This window comes from Novosphingobium sp. TK46, from assembly GCF_055361525.1.
On the sequence record NZ_CM143963.1, the window covers coordinates 3,451,322 to 3,468,270 of the forward strand.

Consider the following 16,949-nt stretch of genomic DNA (forward strand, 5'->3'; position numbering starts at 1 on the left):
AGGCCTAGTGCAAGAGAAAGGCGGCGGGTTGCCCCGCCGCCGATGAATTTCTTATCACGCGAACGATTAGGCCGTCGTTGCCTTGTTCTGCGCCATTGAATTCTGCGTCTTCGTGAAAGTGTTGCTCAGCTGCGAGCCAAGTCCGGCCATAGCGGTGATTGCGGCAACGGCGATGAGAGCGGCGATCAGGCCGTACTCGATGGCGGTGGCGCCCTTCTCATTGCGGCGAAGCTTCTTCATGAACTGCATGTGTAGTCTCCTGGGATGGAAATCGTCTATCGAATTACCCGGTCCGTGCAGCACAGGGCCTTTGGACAATTTGGTGACTAGGTGATAAAGCTTGAAAAAAGTTTAATTACCGCCGTTATGTGCTTTGGCCGATTTAGTGGCTATGTTCGTCCACATCTTAAGCGTTTCATCCGCGACGCCGCTAAGCGCGCTCAGCATTCCCAGGACGATGAGACTCAGGATCATTCCATACTCCACTGCTGACGTACCCCGCAGGTCACGCTGCAAGCCTCTGATAAATTGTAGGAACCGCATCGACGCCTCTGTGTGACCGCAAGGTGGCGCCAAAGTCTCATGCTTACGTGAAGGATCGCTTAAACATCATGGCGGCTAACGATCGAGACCCCGGCCCAATGTGGGTTGCGGCGGTCGCCTTGGTTAACGGGGCATCGCAGGTGCTTGTTCAGCGCAGACCGGCAGGATCGCAACACGCCCACCTCTGGGAATTTCCCGGCGGGAAGTTGGAAGCGGGCGAGACACCTGCACAAGCGGCGGTTCGGGAACTGCACGAGGAACTCGCCGTATCGATACGCCCGATCGACCTGCGACCGGTATGCTTTGCCTGCAGCATGACAGAAGTCTCACGGGAGGATCGATCACCCGTGCTGCTGCTGTTCGCCTGCAACCACTGGGAGGGTGAACCAAGGCCCCTTGCCGATACGCAACTGGCTTGGTGCGAGCCTCGCGAGCTTGAACAATGGGCGATGCCGCCGCTCGACTACCCACTTGCCCATGCATTGGCAAAAATGATCGATGAAGATGCAATTTAACCGTTGCCAACTGCGCAGACCTTTTCTAAAGGCACCCCTCCAGCGCGCCCGTAGCTCAGCTGGATAGAGCATCAGACTACGAATCTGAGGGTCGGACGTTCGAATCGTTCCGGGCGCACCATAATAAACCCTGTCAGGTCTTGAACCTGGCAGGGTTTATTTGTTTCTGGACTAGGTTAGTCTGTCTATGTCATCGCGTCAAAGCGACGCGACGGCGCTATGACTTGAATCATAAGATATCGTCGATGGTTGAGGCGTACAGGTTCGAACGGTAGGCCGAGGGCATTGCCCGCGCCAAACAGGAAGGTCACCACAAGGGGCGCTCCGCCAGCATCGACTATGCCTAGGTGAAGAGACTTTACGGTCAGGGTATCAACCCTACTGAGATTGCGGGCCAACTCCGCTGGACTGACCCCGCTGTGGCGTTCCCCAAATGAACCGTGGGTTGGAGAGAGCACTTCTGTGCCCGCAGCAGCGATTCTGCGTCTCCGCCCCGATCAATGAGATAGTAGGAGCGCAGACGGGCGCTGTCGGCGCTGCCGCCGTCTCTCACGTGTCCTCACGCAACGCAGCTCCACCCCCTTCGGGAGGTTTTCGTATCGTAAGTGATTGGAAAATGGTGGACGCACTTGGGCTCGAACCAAGGACCCGCTGATTAAGAGGTCTCGGTTTGTTCGATGTGAGCGGCACGCAGCAACCGTTTTTCGCACGCAAACAGCCGCTTCCACCCATTCGCTGCTGTGCTCACTCAGCTCAAACGCCCCCTACCAGCCCGTTATATCCAGCAGGACGCCAAGGGGCCGGAAAGGGGAAGTCCGTGGCAGCATCTGGCGAGGGAGGAAGGAGATGAAATGCCAACATGTTACTTCGAGGCGTCCGGTCCTCGGAGTGAACGACACTGCAAGTGGCAACCGGACAAACAAGATCCGAGCGCCAGGGTTGGCAAAGCGGCATTTTAGGATCGCCCCAGCTGCGGCAGCTACCGACCACTTCCGTCGCTCCCCGGATGGGATGACGACTTCCGTTTCTGACAGGAGCAGCCTTTCGAGATTATCAGAGCAGATGATCAGGAATGCGCCAATGTCCCGAGCAGCTGAAGCACAATACGCTCGTCTCGTAATCGGTCATTGTGGCGCGGCTCTTAACACCGCAGAGCCCGCGGAAATCCGCCATTCGTGCTCAGCGTCAGAACCGACCGGTCGTAACACCGACAAGAATGCTCAGTGGACCTGCGATTGAAGTCCACTCAGGCATGATCGCTATTTCTGCACCTGAATGGCAGTTCCCAGCGTCATTGGATCACCTGGCGCGATAACGAGATAACGGCGCATGTCTCCTTTCGCATCGCTGACGATCTGGCGCAGCGGTCCGACCGTATTGACGATCGCGCCGCCTGCCGGGTTGGTCATGAACTTGGCCAGCGGTTGGATCGGGCCACCACCATCGGCACGTGTCGATAGACCGAGCACATAGGGCATCTTGGGGCTCAGACCCGCGACCGCTGCTTGCAGGATTTGAACCTGACCCTGGTCAAATAGCGTCACCTGACTGCGTCCCGTGCCATCCAGCGTAATCTGAACCTTCATCCCTGCCTGCGCGAGCGGCACGAGGTTTGCCCTGCCATCACCGTTCGGAACCGCGCCGGGGACATAGGCGACGCCTTGCGGCCCCTGGCCGATCGGAATCGTCGCGAGGACGGTGTTGGTAGTCGTGTCGATCGCCGCGACCGCGTCGGCGTTTTCAAGCCCCACATAGATCCGCGACCCGTCTCCCGACGGCCACAGGCCGTGCGGCAGCGCGCCAACCGGGATGCTGGCGACCTGTGTGAAGTCGGTGGTGCGGAACACCTTCACGACATTCTCGGTGCCAACGGTCACATAAGCGAATTGGCCCGCTTTGTTACGGACTATGTTGACGTGATTGGTGATCGCGCCGGTATCGATAGTCCTGAGCACCGCGAAGGGCGGCTTGGCGTCGAACACCATCACCTTGCCGACGTCCTTGAGCGTCAACCAGACCTGCTTGCCGTCGGGCGTCGCGGCGATGTCGGGACAGAACGGGCTCGCCTGCTTGACGCGACCGACGATCTGTTTCGATGCGGTGTCGATCACGACCGTCTCTGGCGAGAAGCTCGAGCAGACATAGCCGTATTTTCCGTTCGGCGAGAAGATCGTCATGCCGGGGCCATTGGGGACGGGGATGCGCGTGGTAGGCTCGTACGTCTTGCCGTCGAGTACCTGAATGTAATCCTCGCCGCGTACCGCGACCCAGACTTCGCGACCGTCGGGGCGGAAGAACGCTTCGTGCGGCGAGCGCCCGACATAGGTCGTGTGCTTCACGGCATTGGTCGCGGTATCGATGAACGTCACCGAGTTCGACCCGATCGAGATCACCGCCAGCGTCTTGCGATCGGGCGAGAAGCCCATGCCGTGCACGAGCAACTGCCCCTTGTAGAGCGGGCTCAGATTGGCGGGGGTTTGGTCGCCGAGCTTGATGACGCCGAGCAGCGTGTTGGTCGACGGATCGATCACAGACACGGTGTTGGAGAACTGGTCCGAGGTGTAGAACCGGTCCTGCGCGCTGACGGGTATGTCGGGAGTCGCGTTCGGCACTTGTTGGGCAAACGCGGGGCCTGAGAAACACAAGGCGGCGCAGGCGGTCAGGGTTAAACGATTCATGGACGGTCTCCGTGATGGGGGTGACCGGTCGCGGTCGGTTCGGTGTGAGGTGGCAACGTGCCGCCGTCGGATAGGATGCCCTGCATCACCGCGATTTCCTGGCGCTGTTCGACGATGATTCCCTGAGCAAGCCGACGCAGGCGTTCGTCCTTGCCATAGCGCAGTTCGATTTCGGCCATGTCGATCGCGCCCTGATGGTGCGGGATCATCATCCTTGCGAAGTCGCGGTCGGGATCGCCTGAATAGCCTGTCATCATCGCGCCGTGCATCCGCGCCATCGCCGCATCCATCGCCGATGCGAAGCCGTCCGTCTGGGCCAGCGTCACAGCTGACACCGACAATGCCGCGATCCCGAGCACGGTAATTCCAAGTCTCATCGATTACTCCAATGCGTTCAACCTGATCGACCGACGCCAAACTGTCCAACGCAGGGTTATGATCGTTCGTATCGGCAAGATGGATCGATCGCACTTTCAAATCGAAACAATAAGAACAATGCGTTGGTTCGATCGATCGGCGGCGCGTATCTCAATTATAAGGAGATCGGGCATGACCCTCGAACAACTCAGGATTTTCGTCGGTGTCGCAGAGCGCGAGCACATGACGCGCGCTGCCGAAGCGCTCAATGTGACGCAGTCAGCCGCAAGCGCTGCCATCGCTGCGCTGGAAGCCCGGCATGGCGTGCCGCTGTTCCACCGGGTCGGCCGTGGGATCGAGCTGTCCGAGGCGGGCCGCATGTTTCTGGTCGACGCGCGCGCCGTCCTTGGCCGTGCGGCCAGTGCAGAACTTGCACTGGCCGAATATGCGGGACTCGAGCGCGGCACGCTGCGACTGGTCGCGAGCCAGACGATTGCGGGCTATTGGCTGCCGCGTCAGCTTGCGGCGTTCCATGCGCGCTACCCGTCCATCACGATAGAACTGGCGATCGACAACACGGAAGGGGCCGCGGCGCGCGTGCTCGACGGTGCGGTCGAGCTCGGCTTCGTCGAGGGTGTCATCGACGAACCCGCGCTCGCGCATTGGACGGTTGCGAACGACCGCATGGTGCTGGTGAGCGACCGCGCTGCCGACACGATCGACGAGGACTGGATCCGCGCTGCGCGTTGGATCGTCCGTGAACAGGGATCTGGCACGCGTTCATCGTTCGAAGAGGTATTGCGTCAGCGTGGCGTCGATCCGTCGGATCTCACCATAGCGCTGACCCTGCCGTCGAACGAGGCGGTGCGTAGCGCGGTCGAGGCCGGCGCAGGCATCGCAGTGCTGTCGCAGCATGTCGTCGCACCTGCGATCGCCGCCGGAACGTTGCACGATCTGCCGCTCGGTCTGCCGCGGCGTCCGTTCTACGCGCTGCGGCATAAAGAGCGCTATCGTACCCGGGCGGCCGACGCGCTGACCGACCTCATCAAGGAGACTGGCAAGTGACCGCCGATCTGAAGCCCGTTCTCGATGGCCTGAAGCCGCTCAGCCGACTCGACTCGCCGCGCGAGATGATCCGGCAGTTCACCCCCAACTGGTTCGCTGCGACGATGGGCACCGGCATCCTCGCGCTCGCCTTGCCGCAGGTGCTAGGCGTCGGCGCATCGCTGCAACCGGTCGGCGAGGCGTTGTGGTATTTCAACATCGCGCTCTTCACGCTGTTCGCCGGGCTCTACACCGCGCGCTGGACGATGTTCGGGCACGAGGCGCGGCGAATCTTCGGGCACAACACCGTGTCCATGTTCATCGGCACGATCCCGATGGGACTGGCGACGATCATCAACGGATGTCTCGCGTTCGGCCTGCCGCGGTTCGGCGCGGGCGTGATCCCGATCGCCGAGACCTTGTGGTGGATCGACGTCGCGATGTCGCTCGCCTGCGGTGTGGCGATCCCGTACCTGATGTTCACCCGGCACGAACATTCGCTCGACGGCATGACCGCGGTGTGGCTGCTGCCGGTGGTCGCAGCCGAGGTCGCAGGTGCGAGCGGAGGCCTGCTCGCCCCGCATCTGGCGGACGCGCACCACCAGTTCGTGGTGCTGGCAACCTCCTATGTCCTCTGGGCCTATTCGGTGCCGGTCGCGTTCGGCATCCTCGCGATCCTGATCTTGCGGATGGCGCTGCATAAACTGCCGCACGAGAGCATGGCCGCGTCGAGCTGGCTCGCACTTGGCCCGATCGGCACCGGTGCGCTCGGGATGCTGGTGCTCGGCAGCGACGCGCCCGCGATCCTCGCCGCCAACGGTCTGGGGCAGATCGGCGCGGTAGCGCAGGGGATTGGCACGATTGCCGGGCTGCTGCTCTGGGGTTTCGGTCTGTGGTGGCTGGCGCTCGCGACGCTGATCACGATCCGCTACTGGCGCGCAGGCATTCCGTTCAACCTCGGCTGGTGGGGCTATACCTTCCCGCTCGGCGTCTACACGGTCGCCACCTTCAAGCTCGGCACGACGCTCCAGCTCGGCTTTTTCGGGATCGTCGGCACCGTCCTCACGATCGCACTCGCCGCGATGTGGCTGCTGGTCGGCGCCAAGACGGTCGCTGGCGGCTGGCGCGGCAACCTGTTCGTGTCGCCCTGCATCGCCCAAGCCAATTGATGGGCCGAACTGATCGTCCTGCCGGATCGAACCGGCGGATCCGATCGACCCGTACCGGGCAGACCGGCGGACGGGGCGCGCGTACAGATCATGACAGAAACGGGAGAATGTTGGTGGACAGCCTGGATACGAAACTGGCGCAGGCGACGAACCGCCGTCGCTTTCTCGCAGAGGCCGCGATCGGCAGCGGTGCGCTGATCGCCGCACCCGCGCTGGCGCAGAGCATGGTCGATCTGCACCTGCCGGGTGGTCCGTCGGAACGGCCGATGACCAGTGCGTTCCCCGGCAAGGGCAACATGATCCTCCAGCGTATCCACCCGCCGTTGCTGGAAACGCCGATGAGCGTGTTCAATGGCGACGTCTTCACCCCCAACGACCAGTTCTTCGTCCGCTGGCACTGGGCCGACATTCCGACCGCGATCGATGTCGAGACGTTCCGGATCAAGGTGCACGGCGCGGTCACGCGGCCGCTGTCGATCTCGCTCGCGCAACTGCTGAACTTGCCGCGCGTCGAGCTGGCGGCGATCAATCAATGCTCGGGCAATTCGCGTGCGCTGTTCCAGCCTCCAGTGGCGGGCGCGCAGTGGCGTCACGGAGCGATGGGCAACGCAAAATGGCTCGGCGTTCGCTTGCGCGACGTGCTCGACATCGCCGGCGTGAAGCCGGGCGCGGTCGCGGTGCGGTTCGGTGCGCTCGACCAGCCGGTGGTCGCGGGCGGACCGGATTTCGCGAAGTCGCTGTCGATCGACCATGCGCGCGATGGTGAAGTGATGCTCGCCTTCGGGATGAACGGCGAACAGATGCCGCTCCTCAACGGCTTCCCGGTCCGGCTGATCGTACCCGGCTGGTATTCGACCTATTGGGTCAAGATGCTGAACGACATCGAGGTGCTCGCCGCGCCCGACGACGGTTACTGGATGGCCAAGGCGTATAAGATACCTGACACTCCCGGCGCGAACGTGCGGCCTGGCCAGAAGGATTTCCCGACTGTCCCGATCAACAAGATGATCCCGCGCAGTTGGGTCACGAGCCTCGACGAGGGGCAGGCGATCGCCTTCGACCGGTCGATTCCGCTGGGCGGCATCGCGATGGGCGGCGATTGCGGCGTCGCCAAGGTCGATGTGTCGACCGACAACGGCAAGACCTGGTACAAGACGGTCCTCGGCCCCGATCACGGCAAATACAGTTTCCGCCGCTGGGATGCGCAGGTTCCGCTTACGCATGCGGGGCCGACCAGGCTGATGTCGCGCTGCTGGAACACCGCCGGCATCGCGCAGCCGATGACGCCGATCTGGAACCCGGGCGGGTTCATGCGCGGCAACATCGAAACCACCAACATCGTCGTCGGCTAAGGAGCGCAACGCATGAAAACGCCTTCCATCGGCACGCTGTCCTTCGGATTCATCGGCATCGCCGCGGTAACGCTGCTCGTGATCGGTGCCCCGAACAGTCGCGTTGTCCCGACGCCTGATGCCCCGACCGCACCACCACCGCCAAGCGTTTCGGCGCGCGGCTTCTCGCTGGCGTCCACCTCGGTCGATCTCCCGACCGACGAAGGGCAATATCCCGCCGGCCCGCATGCCGACGTCATCAACGCCAACTGCACCTCGTGTCATTCGGCGAGCATGGCGCTGAACCAGCCGCCACTCTCTTCCGATCAGTGGACCGCGGAGGTCACCAAGATGCGTGAGATCTACAAGGCGCCCGTCGCCGCAGCCGATGTGCCGGCGATCGTCGCTTATCTGACCGCCATGAGCGCAAAGCAGCCGGGCGCCGCAAAAGGCAAGGCGCAAGACCCTGATCCGAAGGCTGCGCCCGACGTATCGGGGGGATCAGGCTAAGCCCATCAACTCACGACACACGGTTCTGCGCGCGAAGTGCTTTGCGGCGTGTACGTGTCTCGCGCAGTGTCGCATTGGGCGCGAGGCCGTTCGCGGGCACCTTTGGTATCGCAACGCGCTGCGACAGGTAGATGCCGTTGTGGCCCGAGCAGAGATAGGCCACGAAACAGGCGACGGCGATCGGCACCGCATAGGCGGCGCCGAACAGTTCAATCCCCATGAAGGTGCAGGCGAGCGGGGTATTGGCAGCCCCGGCAAAGACCGCGACAAAGCCGATCGCGGCGAACAGGCCCGTCGGCACGCCCAAGAAAGGCGCCAGCGCGTTACCGAGCGCTGCGCCGATGAAGAATAACGGCGTGACTTCACCGCCTTTGAAACCCGCGCCGAGCGTGACGACGGTAAACAGCAGCTTGATCGCCCAACTCCACGGATGCGTGTCCGGTCCGAAGAAACTGGCGATGGTAAGGCTGTCGGGCCTCGCTGCCAGGGCACCCAGACCCAGATAGTCGCGCGTGCCGAACAGGAAGACGAGCGCGATAACGACGGCCCCGCCGATCACTGGACGTAGCGGACCATATGGGACGATCCGCTTCAGCCATCCCCCGACCACGTGGTTGGCTTCCGCGAAGGCCAGACCGACCAGTCCGAATATGATCCCCGCAATACCCGCCTTCGTCACGAGCAGCGCATCGACCGGTATCAACGCACCGATCGGGTAGACACCGTGATGGATACCCCAGGCGAGGCATGTCCAATCGCCGACCAGCGCTGCAAGGAGGCATGGCACTAGCGCGGAATATTCAACGCGGCCGATCGCCAGCACTTCGAGCGCGAAGACCGCGCCTGCGATCGGCGTGCCGAAGACCGCGCCGAACCCGGCTGCGATACCCGTCATCAACAGGATGCGCGTGCCGCCCGCATCGAGGTGGAGCGCGCGGCCGAAACCGCTGGCAAGGCTTCCGCCTAATTGGACGGCGGTGCCTTCACGTCCGGCCGAGCCACCGAAAAGATGCGTCACCACTGTGCCGAAGAAGATGAGCGGCGCCATCCGCAGAGGCACCCCGCCGCCAGGCTCGTGGATCTGCTCGACGATCAGGTTGTTGCCGCCCTCCACCGAGCGCCCGGTGAGATGGTAGAGTAATCCGACAACGAACCCGCCCACCGGCAGCAGATAGAGCAGCCAAGGCGACGCAAACCGCAGGCGGGTAACGGTATCGAGGCTAAACAGGAACGCCGCACATAGCGTCCCGACGAGTGCAGCCATGGGCAGCAGGATCAGCGCCCAGCGCAGGACAGAGATAGCATGGTCGTGACGATCGCGCATGAATGCCGCGACGTTCAGCGTGCCGACGAGATTGCGAAAGGTAGCGCGCACAATTCCTCCTTGCTGCCTGACGGCGCCAAGTAGGAATCATCAGCTCGTCTCAGAGCGGTTCGGCCAAATTGCCCGGCAGAAATCCATTGCCGAGGTCGATGTATGCGACGTCTGCCCCAACCGTCAATGGGTATGTTGGTCGGGCAAATGCTCAAACCGGCCAGTCGTTAGCGTCTATCCAAGCCCGTTATATGTACCGCCCCCGGTACGCTGCCTGCGGGATCGAGTTCGGCCCGCAGCGCCGTTTATGTTGCTACGAGCGCGCCATCCAGATGCCGACGAGCGCCGCCAGCGACACGAGCATGAGAAACCCGTTCATCACCAGGAGCAACGCCGCTGGCAGGCGCTTGATGTCCGGTCGTGGCGGCGGGGCGCCTGCGCCCATCTCTCGCCACACCGCGGCAACAAAGCAAAAGGCGCTAAACAGGATCAGCATCGTCCCGGTCGCCGTCGCCAGCCACGGGAACACGACGTCCTTGAGCAGCGCGCGCGCGCCGATGCCGGAAGCAAGCGCCGCCAGTCCGGTACGCACCCAGGCGGCATAGGTGCGTTCGCCGGCGAGGATTGTGCGGTCCGCGGCAAGCTCTGTGCGACGATCGGCGCTGTCCACCTGCTGGACTGCGCTGTCCTTCAGCGTGCTCGCGCTCTCCGCCAGCTTCGCATGGGCCCGATCGGCGTCGTGCGGCGCGTCCATCAGTTTACGGTGACGGTGATGCGGTGCCAGGCAGTCGAGAGATAGCCCGCGAAGTTCCAGATCGCCTCGGGCCGTTCGGGTTGCATCTGCCCGGCACCATCGACGGCGCGCACGACCAGAACGTGGAGTCCGGGCGACAGATCGACCGTCACGTGCCACTGCGTCCAGCTCCAGGGTGCATCGGGCTCCGCGGTCAGTTCCGCCTGCAGCCAGTCGGTGCCGCCATTGACGGAGACCTCGACGCGGGAGACCGCTCGGCCGAAGGCGACCGCATAGCCCGCGATTCCGCACGCGCCGGCGCCGATATGCGCGCCGTCCACGGGCGCGCATATCGCAGCGTTGAGCGGCATCTCCTCGATCGTCAGGCCCTGATCCCAGTCCGCGTTCTTCTTCGCTACCGACGCCGGAAAGAGCTTGTAGTCCTTGGCCTGGATCGGCGCATCGGACGGGCGATCGCGCACCTCGATGCGCGTCAGCCACTTTGCGCTACGAACGCCCGCATAGCCCGGCACGACGAGCCGCAGCGGTGCGCCATGTTCTGGGGCCAGCGTCTCGCCGTTCATGGCCCAGGCGATCAGCACGTCGGGCTCTAGCGCCTTGGCGATCGAGATCGAGGCACCAAACGGTGCTGTCTCACCATCAACATCCACGTTGTCGGCCCCCGTCGTGCCGACGAACGACGCGCCGTCCTGGATGCCGGCTGCGGCAAGTACGTCACGGAGCGAGACGCCGGTCCACTCCGCATTTCCGATCGCTCCCACGTCCCAGGGATCGCCCGAGGTCTTTTCCACGCCTTGAAGATGCGCCCGACGATTGCCGGCGCACTGCATGGTCGCGGTCACTGTCCGGGTCGCAAATGCCGTCTGAAGTTCGGCAACCGTGTAGGAGCGCGGGCGGTCGACCAAGCCGTCCAGCGCTACACGATGATCTTCGGCCAGCTCCGGCGTCGGTCCGTGACTGCGGATGTAGAAATTCGCCTGCGGCGTCATGAATGACGCGATCAGTTTATCTGGAGCCGTTTCCGCGTTGAGCGGCTCCGGACAGCGGAGGATCAAATTCTGTTCGGCGCGATCGGATGCGGTCATGCAAGCGGCTTACCATGATGAAATCAATAGCGAAATCGATCGTTTGGCTGGGAGATGTCACCAAGACTCTTTCGAGCGCCTATTTCTTCCTGGAAGGCGGGGAAGCCATCGCCATGCCGTCGCGCGAAAGACGCCGAGCGATAGCCACACACCTTTGTCATACATCGACGCGGAGTGGCTGAGCTTTCTACGACGGCTTTCGGCTGAAGCCGACGTTTACGACCCGCGACTTGAATGACGGCTTTGTCCCAGTCTCGGGCATTCGCTTGAGCCTGCTTAGGAGAAGCAATCGACAGAATGTGGAAAGCTCGGGAGAGCGCTTGTGCGAACAATGGGCGCAAGCCGACGAGCTTGTTTTGACCGGGGTTAGTGCAAATTGGACGCATCCGTCACTTAAGGCATGCGGTGGGAGCTTCAGCGGCGGCTTCGTCACCCGCTGCAGTCGGATGCCAATGAGCAGGCTTGCCGGGATGTCCCGCGCCCCATGGGTCACCGGAACAGGCATCGTGGCCTCTGGACAGTTGCCCAGAGGGCAGCAACAGCTCGCCTCGAATGCTAATCGACGGAGGGTTTAAAGCTTCGCAGGAACTGCACAAGGATGGTGCGGTGGCATCCCATCATTTCCGCGACAATCCTGGCGATGCGACCTAGCCACTTACGCTGATATAGCTTGTCTCTCCGGGCGTCTGTACCGGCCGCCATGGCCGGATCCGGTCTGCTGCCTCTAAGTGTTAGCGGAGAGGGCAGACGAACAGGCGGTCGAGCTGTAATTTAGGTAGCGAGATCATCGATGCGTCGCCGCATCCTCTCCTCCTGCGTAACTTTCGCTGGGCAGTCAAAGGAGGGGAGGAGGCAAAGAGCTGCATCTGGCTTGAGCTGAAGCCGAAAACAGCTCCGCCGCCCGGCGGGTTAGGCTCGCCGTCAAATCTCTCGGCATTTTCCAACTCGCCTCATCGCGGCTATGGCTCTGCGTCGCTGGACTGCCGTCTCCCAGTCACCGCCGGCTCCGGGACTTAGCCACCACCTCGTGGAGCGGAGTTGGTGTCAGCAGTCCGACCTCGTCTCCGTTGTCCAGTGACACCGAGTCCCGCTTCAGAGCGAAGGCTTCCCGACCCGCGAAATGGTTCGACTTCACGCAGCTCACCACCACTATATCGCTGCGCTCCGTCTCAGAAAGCTGCCACATGCTGCGCACCGACGCGGGGAGTGCGCTGGCGCCTCGGCCTGCATGCATGCCGGCAATCTTCATGTCCTTTCCGGTGTGATGCATCAAAATGACAGCACAGTTGGCTTCCGCAGCGATAGACTTCAGAATCTCGATGTAAGCGGTCATGTCTGAATTCAAGTTCTCGTCTAAGTCATGCGTCAGCGCCAGTGGATCGACAATCACGAGCGCAGGTTGAGCCTCCACGATTTCGTCGCGAAACTCTTTGCCATACTGAGTGAGAGCAGGTCGACCCGTTTGCTTGTCCATGATGCGCTGCGGCCCATGTCGAAAGTAGAGGAGAAATCGTTCCTCGGCGGCGCTGGTGAGTTGGTCAGAGGTTCTCAGAGCCGCAAACCGGCGCGCGAGCTCCGCGTGAGAGTCTTCTGCATTGTAGTAAATTACCTTGGAGGGCTTACCGACAGCAAGTCCGGCCCAAGCCTTACCCGCAGTCACAGCAGTTCCCAACTGCATGCCGAGTGTGGTCTTCCCCAATCCCGGAGGGGAAACAATGAGGGTGACAACTCCCCGCTCGGCAATCGTTCCAAGCACCATCTGCCTTTTAGGAATATCTTGGCTCAGGAGCGATTTTACCGTCACCAGCATACTCAGCGGCGGCGGCTCGGGAGCTTGCAGGGCAGGCTCCTGTTGGCAAAGTGCTCTTGTGACCTCGTCCTTGACTGCGGATGCAATCGTAGCCTCAGTTATCGCTGGTGATGGCTCGGGTGGTGCCTCAAGCTGAAACAGCTCCAGCCACTGGGGATTTGCCTCGCTATAGACGTCTGCCGCCCTCGCGATTTTTCTACGTGCTTGAGAAGGGACTTGATGATCAGGCGATCCTGAAGACTCGATACTTGTCCATCCATCGTCCACCACCTGCTCCACAAGCTTGTCTAGGTCAGCAGAGTTGCCGGTGGCGATCAAAGACCCAACCGATAGCAAGCGGTCTAGGCGCGCACTTTCCTCATGAGCAAACGCGTCGCGCAGGAGTTCAGCCGTGTCCGTCAGCGCGGCGACGCAAGCCAGAGTGATAATCGCGTTATCGGAGAAGCACCGAGCTAAGACACTGCTTATGGTTTCTTTCGTAGAGAACGGCGACGGGGGGCTTTGCGTACGACTCGCCATGACCTTGACTTGGCGGACCGTCTGGATCGGCAATTTGCGCAGAGCGCTTTCGTTTGTCTGGATGAAACGCTTAGATGCGTCTGAGAGCGTGGGGGCAGCGGGCCGAGTCCGGCCGGCGTTTGCAACTTTACTCGGGAACGTTTTCAGTGCCATTGAACCTCCTCAAGGCGCGCAAATAGGTTGCGGCCTAGGCAAGGGCCTTAAAACGCAGCATCCGTCCGAGGCAGGCGCACTCGAAAATTTTTTCTGCGCCATGGTCTGTACCTCTCTTGCACAGAGTTCTCCACCGCAGTTGCTAACGCACCTTCCGACAAACTAAGCTGCCGTGGCAGCGGTCGGGCAAGCGGTGGCGCTTCAGGCAGCTTCGTCAAGTAGGCGGCTGAACCATCTCTGTGACAGAGCTAGCCGCACGCCGGTGCTAGCCTTGCTTTGAGGCAGTCTGATCGATGCCGCACGAGATTGCCATTGGCGACAACATTGCCAGACTTGCTCTGTGATCGGCTTTTCACGGTGGATCAGCGCGCTCCTTCCGGTGTCACCGAATTGAGCTCAGCGATGGAGTTGCCGCTTGCTATAGAAGGTCGATGCCGCGGCGAAACGAGTGATCGCTGAACTTTGTCTGGTTAGGATAGTCGAAGGAGGGCGCAGCAAGGGCACTCTGTGCCCTTCCTGCGCTATGCTCGCAGCTGAGCTTGGCGATGGCAAGGGTCTCGCCCAACCGCTGCTCCTGGCGGGCTTCTGTGGCTTTGCGAGAGGAAAAAGTTTTCGAGTGCAGCGCCAAGCCATCGGCTTGCCGGCTTAGGGAGCTCGGAAGGACCCTCCCCCCCCTAAAGGGGGGAGGGGTCCTCCACACCCGTGCCCCAGTCGTGACGGGTCGAGAGGCGTTGTTGGCTATAGGCGTCCGAAGTACGCCCGAAGCGCCTTTGGGAGCGCTCTCGTTCACATTTCATTCCTGCGTCGGCGATCGTGCCGGCTGGAGGAAGATCCGATGAACACAGTCCATCTACCCATCTTCGACCAATTGTGTCACCGATTTGGCGGTCCATTGGTCAACTTTTCTGACCTACCGCGGGTAACTCGCCGAGCAACGGGAGGTGCCTGTCGACAGCCGGCAATCGAAGTCACTTTGTTCCGCCTGGTCCTGGTGCTGTCGGGAGAACGTGGCAATCATCGGAGCAGGCCATGAGGGAGTCGAGTTGCGAGTTTACCGTCGCACTTGCCTTCGCACAGACGGCAGAAGTTCGATCATGGCGATTGGCAGCCACACGGGATCAAAGGGAACTTATCGAGCGCACATTGCGCAACCTCTTGGACCTTGGTCACCTGGCAGCTTTCAGCGTCAGCCTCACTGAAGTCGCCAATCTAGAAAAGCTCATCAGCGAACTTCGGTCGCAGCTTGGCGTGTTCACCGTCGACGCCTGTCTCACTCCTCGAGAGCGGCGGATCAGCCCCCCTCCAGCGTTCCTCATGCCCGTCTGGGCCTTTGATCACGTGATCAATGGGGCACCAGCAGCGACGGGCCGCCTTCTTGGGCTCGAGTTGGAGCTGATCGCTCTGCTAAGCCCTGACGAGGAACTCGGCGCTTATCTGCCGGGCCGAGCCGGGCGATGGCTGATCAACGCCCGTCCTATGTTCTGAGCCTTTTGGCCGCAAAGTTCGCGCGCGGCCCGTAACATACCATTGTCGCCCCGCGCTGGTCGCCGGGCTCCTCAACCATCATCGGAGTAATGCCTATGCCCGCGATCACGCGTGCCTTGGCGCAAAGTCCCCCGCCGGTACCGGCAGGGAAGGACAAGTTGCGCCTGTTCGACGACAAGCTGCCTGGCTTCATTCTTGAGGTAAGAAAATCCGGCAAATCCACGTACTACGTCAGATACAACGACTCTCGGGGCCGTCAGCGTGAGGTGCGTATCGGCCGCCATGGCGATGTGACACTCGATCAAGCTCGCAAGCGAGCCCAGGAGATCAGAGCGGCAGCGGCTCTAGGCGGCGACCCCGCAGCCGAGCGTGACAAGCTCCGGGCAGTGCCGACCTTTGGCGAGTTCGTCGAGGACCGCTACCTGCCGCATGTGAAGGGCAAGCTACGCTCCTACAGAGATCAAGAGAGCTTCTATCGCCTCAGGCTGAAGGCGCTCTGGGGCAACCGACACCTCGACGAGATTCGCCGCGGCGACGTTGCTGAACTGCAGAAGAGGCTCGCCGCCGAGGGCCTCGCGAATGCCACCATCAATAGATACACGGCACTGGTAAAGAGGATCTTCAACCTGGCGCTCCACTGGGAGGCTTTCGAGGGCCGCAACCCAGCGCAACGCGCGGACATGCTTAGCGAGCAGGGCCGAGAGCGGTTTCTAACGGATACAGAACTAGTCGCCCTCTTCAAGGCACTAGAAGTGGAGCCCAGCCGAACAGCTGCATGCGCCATAGCTATGCTTGCCGCGACAGGTGCCCGGCGGGGAGAGGTGCTGGGTGCCCGATGGGAGCGCGTCGATATCGAACGACGCATCCTGACTGTGCCAGCGTCCTCGTCGAAAAGCCGGAAGACCCGCTACATCCCGCTCTCTGACGCGGCGATCCGCATTTTGCGAAGCATCCCTCAGAGCGACAGTCCCTGGGTATTTCCGAGTGAGGTGGACTCCTCCAAGCCCATCTGTGACCTTCGCAAGGCTTGGGCGCGGGTCAAGGAGCGGGCAGGGATCCAAGGGAGCCTCTGCCTACACCAACTGAGGCACACGTACGCCTCGCGTTTGGTCGGGCAGGGGCGTAGCCTCTACGAGGTTGGCCAGCTGCTCGGGCATACCACCGTCGGGATGACCGCCCGTTACGCACATCTGGCACCTCAGCGTCTGGTGGAAGCGGCCAATCTCGCGCTGCCCGACCTCAGCTAGCTCTGAACTCACCCTCAACGAACCATGCGGCCCCGCGGAGATGATCCCGGGGCCGTTCTTTTTTGGAAGAACCTACCATGTCTCGCATCAGAAAGTTCGCCCTTGCACGACAGGCAGACGCACCAGTCACCAAGTCACCGCCAACAGCCCAACCATATTTGCTAAGCCCGCCGGCCAGCAACTCGGACCCCATCGTCGCTGTCATGGAACAAGCCAGCGCCGATGTGCCGCGGCTGCTCACTCCGGAGGTGGTTGCTGAGATGCTCAGCCTGACTGAGCGTACGCTGGAGCGCTGGCGGATCACGGGGGAGGGACCTCGCTTCGTCAAGCTGAGCCGCAGCACCGTGCGCTACCTCCCCGACGACATCACCGCGTTCATTACCGCCGGCCTGCGGGCCAACACGGCGCAATGAGCAATCACAATGACGCAGCCC

At 61.9% G+C, this 16,949-nt stretch carries 15 protein-coding genes, 2 tRNA genes and 1 riboswitch; of the genes, 9 read left to right on the forward strand and 8 right to left on the reverse strand.

Going from position 1 to position 16,949, the window contains the following annotated elements; translation table 11 throughout:
• Window positions 1–66: 66 nt before the first annotated feature.
• Entirely contained in the window at window positions 67–249 is a 183-nt protein-coding gene (locus ACXJ1Z_RS16510) for a Flp family type IVb pilin (RefSeq protein WP_463778140.1), read from the reverse strand.
• A 362-nt stretch (window positions 250–611) separates the two neighbouring features.
• On the opposite strand from ACXJ1Z_RS16510, the gene ACXJ1Z_RS16515 reads away from it, so the two are divergent.
• Window positions 612–1,058, forward strand: coding sequence for a (deoxy)nucleoside triphosphate pyrophosphohydrolase (locus ACXJ1Z_RS16515; RefSeq protein ID WP_463778141.1), 447 nt, complete (start codon window positions 612–614; stop codon window positions 1,056–1,058).
• A 44-nt stretch (window positions 1,059–1,102) separates the two neighbouring features.
• Window positions 1,103–1,179 (forward strand) — tRNA-Arg (locus tag ACXJ1Z_RS16520).
• Window positions 1,180–1,675: 496 nt separating this feature from the next.
• Here the strand turns inward: ACXJ1Z_RS16520 and ACXJ1Z_RS16525 are convergent.
• The 3 genes from ACXJ1Z_RS16525 to copM form a co-directional block, all read right to left on the reverse strand.
• Window positions 1,676–1,821: transfer RNA gene (locus tag ACXJ1Z_RS16525), tRNA-OTHER, on the reverse strand.
• Between the two features lie 496 nt (window positions 1,822–2,317).
• Window positions 2,318–3,736, reverse strand: coding sequence for a YncE family protein (locus tag ACXJ1Z_RS16530; protein WP_463778143.1), 1,419 nt, complete (start codon window positions 3,734–3,736; stop codon window positions 2,318–2,320).
• Window positions 3,733–4,113: a CopM family metallochaperone gene (gene copM, locus ACXJ1Z_RS16535; RefSeq protein ID WP_463778144.1), complete on the reverse strand. Its 381-nt coding sequence runs from the start codon at window positions 4,111–4,113 to the stop codon at window positions 3,733–3,735. Before copM ends, ACXJ1Z_RS16530 begins: the two co-directional genes overlap by 4 nt.
• Window positions 4,114–4,285: 172 nt before the next feature.
• Between copM and ACXJ1Z_RS16540 the strand changes: the two genes are divergently transcribed.
• The 4 genes from ACXJ1Z_RS16540 (at window position 4,286) to ACXJ1Z_RS16555 (ending at window position 8,147) form a co-directional block, all read left to right on the forward strand.
• Complete coding sequence (locus ACXJ1Z_RS16540; RefSeq protein ID WP_463778145.1) at window positions 4,286–5,158, forward strand: LysR family transcriptional regulator; 873 nt, start codon at window positions 4,286–4,288, stop codon at window positions 5,156–5,158.
• Window positions 5,155–6,306, forward strand: coding sequence for a TDT family transporter (locus ACXJ1Z_RS16545; protein WP_463778147.1), 1,152 nt, complete (start codon window positions 5,155–5,157; stop codon window positions 6,304–6,306). Before ACXJ1Z_RS16540 ends, ACXJ1Z_RS16545 begins: the two co-directional genes overlap by 4 nt.
• Before the next feature lie 107 nt (window positions 6,307–6,413).
• A complete protein-coding gene (locus tag ACXJ1Z_RS16550) occupies window positions 6,414–7,658 on the forward strand; it encodes a molybdopterin-dependent oxidoreductase (RefSeq protein ID WP_463778148.1) in 1,245 nt (414 codons plus the stop codon).
• A gap of 12 nt (window positions 7,659–7,670) precedes the next feature.
• Window positions 7,671–8,147, forward strand: a complete 477-nt coding sequence (locus ACXJ1Z_RS16555) for a hypothetical protein (protein WP_463778149.1) — start codon at window positions 7,671–7,673, stop codon at window positions 8,145–8,147.
• Window positions 8,148–8,157: 10 nt separating this feature from the next.
• On the opposite strand, the gene ACXJ1Z_RS16560 is transcribed toward ACXJ1Z_RS16555, so the two are convergent.
• The 4 genes from ACXJ1Z_RS16560 to ACXJ1Z_RS16575 form a co-directional block, all read right to left on the reverse strand.
• Window positions 8,158–9,522, reverse strand: coding sequence for a voltage-gated chloride channel family protein (locus ACXJ1Z_RS16560; RefSeq protein WP_463778151.1), 1,365 nt, complete (start codon window positions 9,520–9,522; stop codon window positions 8,158–8,160).
• A gap of 23 nt (window positions 9,523–9,545) precedes the next feature.
• Window positions 9,546–9,622, reverse strand: a riboswitch (Fluoride riboswitch).
• Between the two features lie 153 nt (window positions 9,623–9,775).
• On the reverse strand, window positions 9,776–10,216 hold the full coding sequence (locus ACXJ1Z_RS16565; RefSeq protein WP_463778152.1) for a YidH family protein: 441 nt from the start codon (window positions 10,214–10,216) through the stop codon (window positions 9,776–9,778).
• A complete protein-coding gene (locus ACXJ1Z_RS16570; protein WP_463778154.1) occupies window positions 10,216–11,301 on the reverse strand; it encodes a sulfite oxidase in 1,086 nt (361 codons plus the stop codon). Before ACXJ1Z_RS16570 ends, ACXJ1Z_RS16565 begins: the two co-directional genes overlap by 1 nt.
• Before the next feature lie 994 nt (window positions 11,302–12,295).
• A complete protein-coding gene (locus ACXJ1Z_RS16575; protein ID WP_463778156.1) occupies window positions 12,296–13,783 on the reverse strand; it encodes an AAA family ATPase in 1,488 nt (495 codons plus the stop codon).
• Between the two features lie 1,155 nt (window positions 13,784–14,938).
• Here ACXJ1Z_RS16575 and ACXJ1Z_RS16580 point away from each other — a divergent pair.
• The 3 genes from ACXJ1Z_RS16580 (at window position 14,939) to ACXJ1Z_RS16590 (ending at window position 16,928) form a co-directional block, all read left to right on the forward strand.
• Window positions 14,939–15,268, forward strand: coding sequence for a hypothetical protein (locus ACXJ1Z_RS16580; RefSeq protein WP_463778157.1), 330 nt, complete (start codon window positions 14,939–14,941; stop codon window positions 15,266–15,268).
• Between the two features lie 158 nt (window positions 15,269–15,426).
• Window positions 15,427–16,515, forward strand: a complete 1,089-nt coding sequence (locus ACXJ1Z_RS16585) for a tyrosine-type recombinase/integrase (RefSeq protein ID WP_463778159.1) — start codon at window positions 15,427–15,429, stop codon at window positions 16,513–16,515.
• Between the two features lie 203 nt (window positions 16,516–16,718).
• Entirely contained in the window at window positions 16,719–16,928 is a 210-nt protein-coding gene (locus ACXJ1Z_RS16590; protein ID WP_463778160.1) for a helix-turn-helix transcriptional regulator, read from the forward strand.
• The last annotated feature ends 21 nt before the right edge of the window (window positions 16,929–16,949 follow it).